This is a genomic window from Arthrobacter sp. MYb221, from assembly GCF_002979835.1.
Lineage (GTDB): Bacteria > Actinomycetota > Actinomycetes > Actinomycetales > Micrococcaceae > Glutamicibacter.
Genome location: NZ_PCPW01000013.1, coordinates 86,533 through 98,745, shown reverse-complemented (window position 1 = coordinate 98,745; position 12,213 = coordinate 86,533). Strand labels below are relative to the sequence as shown.

Annotated in this window: 10 protein-coding genes; 6 read left to right on the top strand and 4 right to left on the bottom strand. The window is 61.7% G+C overall.

Features of this window, described 5'->3' with window-relative positions:
* The first annotated feature begins 78 nt into the window (after positions 1-78).
* From CQ015_RS19435 to CQ015_RS14925, 6 genes are all read left to right on the top strand, one after another.
* Positions 79-207, top strand: coding sequence for a hypothetical protein (locus CQ015_RS19435; RefSeq protein WP_258138630.1), 129 nt, complete (start codon positions 79-81; stop codon positions 205-207).
* Entirely contained in the window at positions 204-1,751 is a 1,548-nt protein-coding gene (locus tag CQ015_RS14950; RefSeq protein ID WP_105552567.1) for a sodium/proline symporter, read from the top strand. Before CQ015_RS19435 ends, CQ015_RS14950 begins: the two co-directional genes overlap by 4 nt.
* Positions 1,744-2,238 (top strand): hypothetical protein, encoded by a 495-nt coding sequence (locus CQ015_RS14945; RefSeq protein ID WP_105650515.1) that lies wholly within the window; start codon positions 1,744-1,746, stop codon positions 2,236-2,238. Before CQ015_RS14950 ends, CQ015_RS14945 begins: the two co-directional genes overlap by 8 nt.
* A gap of 901 nt (positions 2,239-3,139) precedes the next feature.
* Entirely contained in the window at positions 3,140-4,207 is a 1,068-nt protein-coding gene (locus tag CQ015_RS14935; protein WP_219844319.1) for a sugar phosphate isomerase/epimerase, read from the top strand.
* The gene (locus CQ015_RS14930) at positions 4,207-5,484 is read left to right on the top strand and encodes an MFS transporter (RefSeq protein ID WP_105650514.1); all 1,278 of its coding nucleotides are present in this window, start codon (positions 4,207-4,209) and stop codon (positions 5,482-5,484) included. Before CQ015_RS14935 ends, CQ015_RS14930 begins: the two co-directional genes overlap by 1 nt.
* 114 nt (positions 5,485-5,598) lie before the next feature.
* Positions 5,599-7,092: a PLP-dependent aminotransferase family protein gene (locus CQ015_RS14925; protein WP_105650513.1), complete on the top strand. Its 1,494-nt coding sequence runs from the start codon at positions 5,599-5,601 to the stop codon at positions 7,090-7,092.
* A 75-nt stretch (positions 7,093-7,167) separates the two neighbouring features.
* Here CQ015_RS14925 and speB read toward each other — a convergent pair whose 3' ends face one another.
* The 4 genes from speB to CQ015_RS14905 are packed head-to-tail and all read right to left on the bottom strand — an operon-like array spanning position 7,168 to position 12,187.
* Entirely contained in the window at positions 7,168-8,118 is a 951-nt protein-coding gene (speB, locus tag CQ015_RS14920) for an agmatinase (protein ID WP_096254347.1), read from the bottom strand.
* Positions 8,119-8,148: 30 nt separating this feature from the next.
* Positions 8,149-9,693 (bottom strand): aldehyde dehydrogenase, encoded by a 1,545-nt coding sequence (locus tag CQ015_RS14915; protein ID WP_219843905.1) that lies wholly within the window; start codon positions 9,691-9,693, stop codon positions 8,149-8,151.
* Positions 9,694-9,726: 33 nt separating this feature from the next.
* Positions 9,727-10,740 (bottom strand): alcohol dehydrogenase catalytic domain-containing protein, encoded by a 1,014-nt coding sequence (locus CQ015_RS14910; protein ID WP_096254348.1) that lies wholly within the window; start codon positions 10,738-10,740, stop codon positions 9,727-9,729.
* Between the two features lie 13 nt (positions 10,741-10,753).
* Entirely contained in the window at positions 10,754-12,187 is a 1,434-nt protein-coding gene (locus CQ015_RS14905) for a cytosine permease (protein WP_096254349.1), read from the bottom strand.
* Between the last annotated feature and the right edge of the window lie 26 nt (positions 12,188-12,213).

Below are 12,213 nucleotides of genomic sequence, written 5' to 3'. Positions count from 1 at the left end.
AAACTGTCAACGACATGGATCTTTGGTGATTCAGTTCACACGATACAGAATGTTTGGCTTTGGAAGGGGAATGCGTCGATGTTTGGTCTACCAACGTTCACGACCGTTGTCATCCTTGGGGTCCCGGCCCTCTGGGTAATCTATACCGCGGTATTCATGTGGCTCAGCCGCGGATGGAAGCGTGAAGACGTGGAGGACAACCGGTGAGCCTCGAAATCATCTTTCTCATCATCTACTTCATCGCCATGGCAGGTATCGGCTTCTGGGCGATGAAAAAAGGCCAGCAGGACTCCGAGGGATTCCTGCTCGGAGGGCGCAGCATCGGCCCGGGCGTGACGGCCCTGCGACTGCAAAGTTCCTCGATGTCCGGCTACATGTTCATGGGCGCCGGATCCCTGGGCTACACCCAGGGCTACTTTGGCATGTGGTACGCACTGGGCGATCTCGGCGGCGGCATCCTGAACCTTTCGGTCCTGGGCCGTCGCATGCGCAAGCTGTCCCAAATTCTGGGTTCCATTACCTCCATTGAATATCTGGAACACCGCTACCCGTCGAAATGGATCCGGCTGATCGCCGCCCCGGTGGCGCTGTTCTGCATGTTCTTCTATGTCCTGGCCCAGTTCATTGCCGGGGGACGCGGGCTGGAGATGGTCACCGGGGTGTCCTTCCCCGTGGCGCTGGCTATCGCCATCGGGGTGATCGTGCTGTACACCTTCCTCGGCGGCTACCTCGCGGTGGCCTACACCGACTTCGTCCAGGCCATCATCATGGTGGTGGGCATGGTCTGGATCCTCATTGCCACCCTGATCGCCATTGGCGGCTTCACCAAGGGCAACGAAGCCATTGGCGCCATCAACCCGAATATGCTGACCATGTGGGGCGCCGACCTCGGTTTCCAAGGCCAGTGGGGCGTCATCATCGGTGCGCTGCTGGTCTTCTCGATTGGCTATATGGGGTGGCCGCATGTGGTGGTCAGCCACATGGCCATGAAGAAACCGTCGGTAGCCCGCACCGCCGGTGCCTACTCGCTGATCTTCAACCTGCTATTCATTCCCGGCCCGTACCTTGTCGGCATGTTCGCGTTGATTCTGCTGCCTAACCTGGCCAATCCGGAAACCGCGATCTTCGAGGTCGCCGACGCGGTCTTGCCGACCTTTGCCGTGGGCATCGTGATGGCTGCGATCATGGCGGCCATCATGTCTACCGCCGACGCCTTGCTGCTGCAGGCCGGAACCATTGCCAGCCAGGATATCTACGCGCGCTTCATCAACAAGAAAATGAGCGACGGGCAGATGGTGTGGGTCTCGCGCATCACCGTGCTGGCTCTGGCGCTCATTGGTTTCGCCATTGCGGCCTTTGAACCGCCGGCGGTGGCGGCCATCGTCATCTTCTCCACCACGGTACTTGGCAGCGCCTTTGTCCCGGCGTATGTCTGCGCGGTTTGGTGGAAGAAGGCCAATACCGTCGGGGCTATCTCCTCGATGATCGCCGGCACGGCAGTTTCCGTCCTCTGGCAGGTATCGGGAGCCCCGGAGGCCACCGGCATCGATCCGATGGTCACCGGAATCTTGGCCTCCACCGCGGCCATGATCATCGGCAGCTTGGCTTCCCAGGCGAACCACCCCGTTCCAGAGCGCATCGTCCGGGCCTTGGACGAGACGGCGAAGATCGGGCCGATCCCGACGAAGATGCTCATCGGCCAGGACGCGTTGCTGGCGGGGCAAGCCGAAATGGCCGGCCGCAATGAGTGAGCTGGTGCTGCGCACCTTGGTCGATGAGCACTATGCCCAGTCGATATTGCAAGCGAAAGCTCCGGGCCTGGAGGTGACCTCCGCTCGACTGCGGCACCACCCATTTGCCGGTTTCATCTTCGACGTCTCGCACCTGGCCGGTCGCGTCGGAAGGACCCACGCGCTGGTGGACTACTACACCGGCAAGGCATTTATCAGCGGCCCGTGGCAGGCGGCCGATCCGGACCGGGCCACGCAGCTCAGCCCGGTGCAAGACCCGCAATGGAACACCATTGATTTCGACACCGCACGGCAGAAAGCCAAGTCGCTGCTGGCAACCGCCGCGCTGCGCCGCGCCCGATTGGCGTGGAAAGGCGGAGTGCGGGAACACCGCAGCGTCAACAAGGTGTGGAAGCCGAACTGGGTGCTCGACGCGAAACTCGACGGAAAGTCCTACCGCATCATGGTGGATGGGCTGAACGGAGGCTACTTCTTTATCGACTGCTGAAGTCGGGCACCGCGATGTAACTGGCAGTGCGCCTGCGCGACGTCTCTCCGCGGGAATCCAGTCGGGAACAAGCAGAGCGCAAGCCTATGGAAAACTGGGACACAATACGCACTTGCCAAGTTCGTGAAGGGTCGCGAATGCAGTGAACTGCTCGCCAGAAGTCGGACTGGGAATGCAGGAACCAACATCTGTAGGCAATTCACACGTTGCGCCGGCCCAAGGGGAAAGGCGAATCAAGACGGTCGGCTGCTACAAGCTGGCTGCTGTTGCCGATCGATATGGAGTCGCTCGGGCAGGCGGCCCGCTACAGTTCCAAGCTCGTCGGTGCTGGTGCGTTGGAGTTCTCGGACCAAGCCGATGCAGGCATACCAGCTAAGGTTCGAGTTCTTGAAGGTGGGTTGCAATTGCGCTGCGAGCTGTTCATGATCAGGCCGCGGGTAAGCGCACAGATCCCGTCGATATGCCCGGGGCAGGAAACGGTCAGCTGACGCGATGCGGTAGCCCGCGGTGTTGCCGGCCGACCGGTATCCATCGATTTTCAGAGGGTAATTGGAAGCTTGGAAGCCTTGCTCTTGGAGGCTCGTGCTTTGGAAAGGACATGGATTTGTTTCTGAATCACGTGATTCCGACTCAGGGTCCCACGCCACTTTGGCCTAACCCGCTGCCCGTTTGGCTGCCAAGATCATCGGAAGAGATGCAATTTGGCTCCCATGCCCAAAGGCACCGTGCGTTGCGCCTCCTGGAGTAGGCCATTGGTATTAACCCTGGCCTCGATAATGGACATACCTCGATGACTAATATCTTGCTAAAAATGAGAGTCAGCACACCTGGTGATGCACAGCACGCCGAAGCCGAGGAGGAAATCTTGAACGTACAGTCTCGATTCGCAAAGATTCTGTCAATGAATTTGGATGCCGCCGAAAAGAAGCAGATTCCAGAGCTAACGCAGCAATTGGCACAGAAGCTAATCGACCGAATCGACACGATTCCTCTGTTCGCGCATGCCTACTCGCTACTGGGAAATTTCACTTATGGCACCTACCGCCCCAGCGACTTGCTGACCTACGCTTTTGAGCATGAACTGGACGGTGTCTGCATCCACCTGCTTGATGGCGAAGAGCGCAGCCTGGGACAGGCCAGCGATGAGGAGCTTCGGGAGTTCGGAGCCACCGCGCACCAGCTGGGGCTCAAAGTACATCTGGAAATCAGCAGCACCCGCAAGACGGACCTCGACGAGGTGGTGCGCATTGCGCGGATCCTGAACGTCGAGCACATCCGGGTGTATTCACGCTACGAAGGACTGCTGTCCGAGGTTCTCACCATGGTCGACAGCGACTTGCAATACCTGATCGTGCTGGCCGAGAAATACGACCTTCAGTTCTACTTCGAACAGCACGAGGAATTCAAGAGCTTCGAAATCGCAGCAATCCTGGAACGTGCAAACCATCCCCGGCTGCATGCACTGTTCGACTTCGGGAACATGATCAACGCCTACGAGCGCCCTTTGGACGCGCTTAATCACTTGGCGCCGCACATCGGCCAAGTTCACCTCAAGGGCATCAAGATCATGCCGGAAAGCGGAGGCTTCGGCCACCGCGGGGTATTGCAAGGCAGCGATGACGACGACATGCCAAGCCCGCGCATGCTGTTGGACCTTTTGCTCTTGGGAGAGGATGAACCGCAGTTGATCGCCTTCGCCCTAGAGCAGGAAAACCACTACCGTGCTCCGGCTTTCCGTCGCGCAGATGACCCGGAAGATCCGTTTATCGCCTATCGCGATCTGAGCACTACCGACCTTCCGGCCTCACTGACCTTGGACCAAATGTTGGTTGAAGAGCCGCAGTGGGCGGTCAACCAGCTGACCTATGTTCGAACAGTCCTTGCTCAACTGCGTGAACTTGCCATGTGCCGACTGGAATCGGCGTCCGAGGACGCGGCCCGCAACGAAACTCTTCAGGAGACCTGCTAATGAAAACGATCAACAAGGCCAAGTGGGGCAAATTCGTCCTGCTGATCATGGGCGGCGGCACCATTTACAAGCTGGCCAATCTCAAGGACGTTTTCTATGTCCCCATGCAGGAGCACCTCGGGCTAAGCAACACCGAAATCGGACTGCTGCTAAGCATCAACTCGATCGTGGCCACCGTCCTGTTTGTAGTCGGCGGATACCTGGCTGACCGTTTCCAGACCCGCACCGTGATCAGTGCAGGCCTGATCGGCGCCGGTGCCATCGGCTTCTACATGGCCTCGTTCCCGGACTTCAACATGATGATGGTTGTGTTCGCGCTGCTCGCGGTGTGCTCGGACTGCCTGTTCTGGCCGGCGCTGCTCAAGAGCGTCAGGCAGTTGGGCGACGGCGACGAGCAGGGACGCATGTTCGGTTTCCTCGAGGGCGGACGCGGTGTCATCGACACCATCGTGGCGTTCTCGGCCCTGGGAATCTTCATCGCCATGGGATCGGGCCTCGCTGGATTCCGTGCCGCGATTATCGCATACTCTTCGATCAATATCGTGATCGGCATCCTGCTTTTCTTCCTGTTGCGCGGCAATTCTGCGCCGGACATCCAGGATGCCGCGGCAGCTGAGACTAAGGCGCACAAGCCGACCGTAGGGGATTCCTTGAAGCTGATTGCGCGCATGCCGCAGCTGTGGTTGGTCAGCTTCACCGTGTTCATGGTTTACATCGTCTATGTGGGGCTGACCTACTTCATTCCGTACCTGTCCACCGTGTACGGACTGCCGGTGGCTCTGGTAGGCATCTTCGGCATCATCAACCAGTACGGACTGAAGATCATCGGCGGTCCGCTGGGCGGCTACCTGGCCGACAAGAAAGTCAAGAGCTCCAGCAAGTACCTGAGCTATTCTTTTCTGGCCCTGCTTCCCGTAATGGCGCTTATTGTCTTCCTGCCACAGGACGAGAAATTCACCGTACCGGTCATGGTTGCCTGTCTGGTCTTCTCATTGATCGTGTTCTCGATGCGCGGTGTTTTCTGGGCGCCGATGGATGAGGTCGGCATCCCTGATCAGATCAGCGGCACCGCCTTTGGCGTTGCCTGTCTCATCGGATATGCGCCGGGCATGTTCGGATTCCTGATCTACGGAGCGATCCTTGACGCATACCCGGGAGCCACCGGATTCCATCTGGTCTTCGCGATCATGTGCGGGCTGGCAGTAATCGGCAGCGTGATCGCCATGCTGGTGGCCAAGACCGCTAAGAAGGCGAAAAAGGTCACCACTGGCGCCTAGCGACCTCGGCAGCGCATTTCACGGCGGGTCGGCCCATAGAATACGAAGGTATACTGGGCTGGCCCGTCGTCGGCCGTGTCCTGCGGTCCGAAGCTGCTGGGGGGAGAAGGATCCATGGTGAAGGGAAGCGGAGGAAAGTTGCTGGGCGACCTGCGGCTGGACCGAGCTGGAGACAGCCCGTTGCATCGACAGATCTACACGCAGATCCGCACCATGATCCTCAGCGGACAGCTTCCCGGCGGCACGAGGCTCCCCTCTACCCGAACCCTGTGCACCGAGCTCAATGTTTCCCGGATTACCTTGGTTAACGCGTTCCAGGCTCTGGCCAGCGAAGGATTCCTGCGTTCCAGAGCTGGCGATGGCACCTACGTGGGCGACGAATGGCACAACGACTTCAGCTTCTCACCGGTGTCTCGACGCCCCGAACTATCGGTGCGCGCAGGGCTGAGCACCTCAACCCGCGGCAGCGAGCTGCACAAGCAGGCGCTGACCTCCTGGAACCCGGAAGACTCCGAAACTTTCGTGGCCAGCCAAGTCGGGACCGACCTGTTCCCCGCCCGCACCTGGAAAACCCTGGTGGCTCGCCACAGCGAACGCCGCTCCATCGACATGCTCGGTTACGGCGAGCCGCTGGGTTACCTGCCCCTGCGCGAAGCGGTGGCCGAATACCTGCGCGATTCTCGGGGCATCACACCGGCGGCCGAACAGATCGTCATCACCACCGGCGCGCAGCAGGCGTTCAATGCGCTCATGCTGCTGATGACCGATCCAGGGGACCACGTCTGGATGGAGGACCCGGGACACATCGCCGCGGCCAAGGCGATGCTGGCAAACGGCTGCACCGTGCACGGCGTCCCTATTGATGAGCAGGGTGCGAACCTGGCCGCAACGGAAGACTTTCCGGCCGGTCGTCTCATGTTCCTGACTCCCGCCCGACAGCACCCCTTAGGTGTGCGCATGTCCCTGGCCCGTCGCATGGAGTGGATCTCCTGGGCCAATGAGCGCAACAGTTGGATCATTGAGGATGACAGTGATAGCGAACTGCGCTATCGCGGGGCGCACTTGCCGCCGCTGTTCGGTCTGGATCGCGGTGCGCACGTGGTGCATGTGGGATCGTTCAGCAAAGTCATGTTCCCTTCTATCAGGGTCGGCTACGCGGTGCTGCCAGAGGACCTGGTCCAGCCCTTCGGCGCCGCGATCTCCGTGACCGGTCGGAGTCCATCCACACTGATCCAGGCGGCCGCGGCCGACTTCCTGCGCGAGGGGCACCTGAACTCGCATATCCGACGCACCCGGAAAATCTACGAAACCCGGCAGGCGGCGTTGTTGAAAGAACTGCACCGGCAGGTGGATCCGTTCATCCATGCCAGCCCGGTGGACGCGGGGATGCATTTGATCGCCAAACTGCCGCCGGGAATCGACGATCAGCTTTTGGCAGCGCAGCTGGCCGACCGCGGGGTCTACACCTATGCACTGGGGGACTACGTGCTGCAGCAGCCGGCTCCGCCGGCCCTGCTCATCGGCTTCGCGGCTACCGAGGCGCGGCATATGCCCGACGCCGTGGGCTACATGGTCCGCGCACTGCATCATATTGGCCATCGCTGGTAGTGCTGCCTCGCAGAGGCAGCCGCCTGCTCACCGGATTATCCGGTGAGCAGGCGGCTGCCAGCATATTACTGCCCGTTACTTGTTCGCGGTCAGCAGCGACATCATTTCGAAGACCAGCGTGGCCGCGGCCAGCGAGGTGATGTCCGCGTGGTCATAGGCCGGAGCGACCTCCACCACATCGGCGCCGACGATGTTCAGGGTTCCCAATCCGCGCAGGGTCTGCAGGATCTCGCGTGAGTGCATGCCTCCCATCTCGGGGGTGCCGGTGCCCGGCGCATAGGCGGGATCGAGCACATCGATGTCGATTGACAGGTACACCGGGGTGTTGCCAATGCGGTCCTTGATGCGCTGCACGACCGCGGGGATGCCCATCGTGTCGATGTCCGAGCAACGGATGATCTGGAACCCGAACTCGTGGTCGCGGATGAAGTCGTCCTTGTCGTACACCGGACCGCGGATGCCCACATGCATGGAGCGCTCCTCGACCAGCAGCCCCTCTTCGAAGGCCCTCCGGAACATTGTGCCGTGGGTGATCTCCTCGCCGAAGTACGTGTCCCAGGTGTCCAGATGTGCATCGAAGTGCAGCAGGGCCACCGGCCCGTGCACCGCCGCGGTCGCGCGGATCATCGGCAGGGCAATGGTGTGGTCGCCGCCGATGGCGATCACGGTCTTGTCCTTGGCAACCAGGCGGGTGGCCTGCTCCTGGATCTGCTGCACGGCCAGCGCGTTGTCATAGGGGGTGCAGGACAAATCCCCGGCATCCACGAACTGCGCGGACTGGACCGCGGTGGTCTGCAGTTCGGGGTGGAATCCCGGGCGCAGCAGGCGCGAGGCCTCGCGGACGTTGGAGGGGCCGAAGCGGGCTCCCGGGCGGAACGAGGTTCCGCCGTCGAAGGGTACGCCGACGATTGCGACGTCGTAGTCCGGCACTGATCCAAGCTGTGGCAGGCGGGCGAAGGTGCCCAGGCCTGCGTAGCGTGGCACCTCGGTGGCGGGCACGGGGCCGACGGGGACGAAATCAACCATGATGGTTCTCCTTGGAATTCTTTGCGCAGCCTATGGAAGGGTGATCCACACGGTTTTGGTTTCGGTGACGTAGTCCAGCTGTTCCGCGCCCAGATCGCGGCCGAAGCCGGATTTCTTGTAGCCGCCGAACGGCATGGCCGCGTCGATGGAGCTCTGCGCGTTGACGTAGACGGAACCGGCCTTCAGATCCTTGGATAACTGGTGCACGCGGTTCAGGGACTGTGAGTAAATGGTGGCGGCCAGGCCGTAATCGCTGTCGTTGGCCAGGGCCAGCGCCTCCTGTTCGGTGGAGAATCGCTGGGCCACCAGAACCGGGCCGAAGATCTCCTCGCGCACCACGACCATTTGGTTGGTGCAGTCTCCGAAGATCACCGGCGCCACGTAGTTGGTGGCGCCGTCGTCGATTGGGCCGCCGCACAATAGCTTGGCGCCTTCCTCCACACCGGCTCTGATCAGGTCGGTCACCGAACGGTACTGGGCCTCGGAGACCAGTGGGCCGATGGTGGCTTCCGGATCCAGGCCCGGGCCCAGTTTCCATGATTTGGCGTTGACAACCAGCTTGTCCATGAACTCGTCGTAGATCGAGCTCTGCACGTACAAGCGCGAACCGGCGTCGCAGATCTGCCCGGCGTTGAAGAAAATGCCAAAGGCGACTTCTTCCACGGCCTTGTCCAGATCGCAGTCCTCGAAGACCAGGACCGCGGACTTGCCGCCCAGTTCCAGGGTCATACGGGTCATGTTCTCCAGGGCCGCATGGCCCACCGACATCCCGGTTTTGGTAGATCCGGTGAAGGTGATCTTGTCGATGCCCCGATGTGCGGCCAGCGCCGCGCCCACGGTGGAGCCCTTACCGGTGAGGATGTTGATGACCCCTGCCGGGATGCCGGCCTCCAGCGCCAATTCGGCGAAGCGCAGGGTGGTCAGCGAGGTGACCTCGGGCGGCTTGACGACTGTGGTGCAGCCGGCCGCCAGGGCCGCGCCCAGCTTCCAGGCCAAGGTCTGCAACGGGAAATTCCACGGCACGATGACGCCGATGACGCCGACCGGTTCCTTGCGGGTATAGGCAACGTAGTTGCCTTCGAGTCCTGCTGGCTCGCCGCTGCGGCCGGAGATCTTCGAGGCCCAGCCTGCGAAGTAGCGGTAGGTATCGATGGTGCCCTGGATGTCCATCTCGGCCTCGGCGAGAGGCTTGCCCACGTCGATGGATTCCAGGATGGCCAGCTCCTGGAAATGCGCTTCGATCAGGTCCGCCAAGCGGTGCAGCATGCGTTCGCGGGCCAACGGGGTCTGCGTAGCCCACCCACCGGATTCGAAGGCGCAGCGGGCCGCCGCGACGGCTTCCTCCAGGTCCTCGACGGTGGCGCTGGCAAGGGTGGAGACCTGCTGGCCGGTGGAGGGCTCGATGACCGCCACGGTGGCGCCGTCGGAGGCCGGCCGCCAGACGTTGTTGATGAACAGCTCGTGCTGGCGACCCAGGAATTCCTGGACGCCGGCGGGTACGTTGTAGGCGGCCAGGTAGGCCTGCGGGTTCTCGAAGGTCTTCATTGCTGCCTCGGTATTGATTGGCGAAGTCATGGTCTGCTCCAAAGGATTCGTGCTCGAAGAGCTCTAGTAGTTGACGACGAGGCGGCCTTCGGCCTGCCCCCGGTCCAGGGCCTGGAAGGCATCGTTGATCTCGGCGAAGGGGAGGGTCTTGATCGTGGACCTGATCTTGCCCTCCTTGGCGAGGGCGAGAACCTGGTCGCGCTCCAGCCGGGTGCCGTCGGCGCTGCCGATGATCGTGATGCCCAGATCGATGATTTCTGCCGCGGCGAAGCTGAACGGCTTATTGGGCAGTGCCACCTGGATGAAACGAGCGGTCGGTGCGGCCAGATCGAACATGCTGCGGAAGACCTGAGGGGAGGGGGCGAAGCTCAGGCAGGCGTCGGCGCCGCCCAGGGCCTGGATAGCCGCCACCGCGTCATCGCCCGGGATGTAGGCGGCGTAGGCGCCCAGTTCCTTGGCGGTTTCGAGCTTGGCGGGATCCAGGTCGATGCCGATCACCTTGGCGCCGTACAGGGCCGCGCACTGAATGGCGTACTGGCCCAGGCCGCCCAGACCGAAGACCACCGCGACGGACCCCGGCTCCAGCTGGGCCTTGCGGACCGCGCTGTAGGCGGTGACGCCTGCGCAGAGCAGCGGTGCGGCATCCGCGGAGGAGAGTTCTTCCGGGATCAGCGAGACCCAGGCGGCCGGGGCGATGACATACTCGGAAAAGCAGCCATCTACATGGACTCCGGTGGCCTTCGAATCGCGGCAGTAGGTTTCCAGGCCGCGGCGGCATTCGCGGCAGCTGCCGCAGGCCTCGTAGACGAACCCGACGCCCACCCGGGCACCGAGGGCAAGGTCTGCGCCTTCGCCCCGGACGGCCACGGTGCCCACGCCTTCGTGGCCCAGGATCGCCGGCTTCTCGCGAGGTAGTTCGTCTTCGCCCTTCCAGAAATGCACGTCGGTGTGGCAGACGCCGCAGCTTTCCATCTTGATCAGCACTTCGCCCTTGCCCGGGGTCGGGATCCGGGTCTGGCGAAGGTCGAGCGGGGCGTTGTCTTCGGTGTAGAAGGCGGCAAGCATGGTATTGGTCATTGCGGTTCAGCTCCTATTTAGTGGTAGTTGAAGTGGTCGAATCGGAGGTGTACGCACCCAGTCCGCGGGGCAGGATGAAGAGTCTTGAAGCGATCCAGTACACGCTGCCGGCCGCGGCGGCGGCCAGCAGCGAAGCGGTGGTGTAGCGGAACCATTCGCTGTGCTCGAAGGAATACGGGTTGAAGGTCACCGTGAAGACGGCGGCTCCGATGGCGAAGGCCGACATCGCTGCGATGTTGAACCCGCCGGTGAAGTAGTAGCGCGAGGCCTTGCCTTCGATGAACAGGTCCTTCAGCGCCACGTGCGTGCGGCGCAGAATGAAGTAGTCCACGATCATGATGCCGGTCAGGGCGCTATACAGCGCCGCGGTCCAGACTAGGAAGACCATGAATCCGTCGTAGAGTCCGGGAAGGACGAACAGGACGACGGCAGGGACCAGACAGAATCCTGCCACCAGCTGTTCCCAGCTGAATCTCCTGAGCAGCGTGTCGAACATCTGCCGTAATCCGACCACTGCGGTGTACAGGATATTGGCCATGCTCGTCACGTTGGCAAAAGCGACGAAGAGCAGGACGATCACGCTGAGCCACAAACCGCCGGACTCGGTCATCCACTGCGTGGGGTCCGCGCTGCCGAACTTGATGGCGCCGACCAGGCCCACCGCTTCGCCAAGCGAGGCCGCTGCGCCGATTCCGATCAGGTTTGGCCAGAACGCCACGCGCTCGTTTTTGGTGATGCGGGACAGGTTGCCCAGATACGGCCACCATGAGAAGCCTGCGGCGATGTTGATTTCCACGGCGATCATGAAGTTCACGGCGTTCGAATCGAACGGCTGACTCAGTGCCGGAAGGGACAGGAGCTCGGCGAGGCTGGAATCCTTCAGGAAGATGTAGATCATCACGCCCATCACCAGGAACAGGGCCGGGGCGACTATGGTGTTGAAGACCTTGATGGAGGTGGGGCCCTTGGCCACGACGAATGCGGTGATGGCAATGGCAACCAGGGTGATCGCGTAGATATGCCAGCCGGTTGGCTCCGGTTCGCGTTGCAGCACCACGGAGACGGCCGAGTCGATGGAACGGCCGAACATGATGCCCAGCACGACCAGCCAGCCGACGGTGAGCAGGATCATGGCAACGATGTAGATCAGCCGGCTGCCGTGGTGTCCGAAGACGCTGCGCATGAACGTGTATTGCTCGGTGCCGTACTTGCCTGCGCTGACCGAGACCGCCAGTCCGACGAGCAGCACTCCTAGAACGTTGCCAAGAACGATTGCCGACAAGCCTTGCTTAACATCGACCACCAGCGCCAGTGACCCACCGATCAGGAAACCCCAGGTGGCAATGGCAAGTGCAGCGTTGGCCCAGGTGTATTCCCAGAAGCCCCAGAGGCGCTTGCTCGGCGGGAGCGGTGCCCTGCCGCGTTCTGCTTCGATGGCGTAATCCATGTGAATTCGCTTTCAGGAGGGTCCGG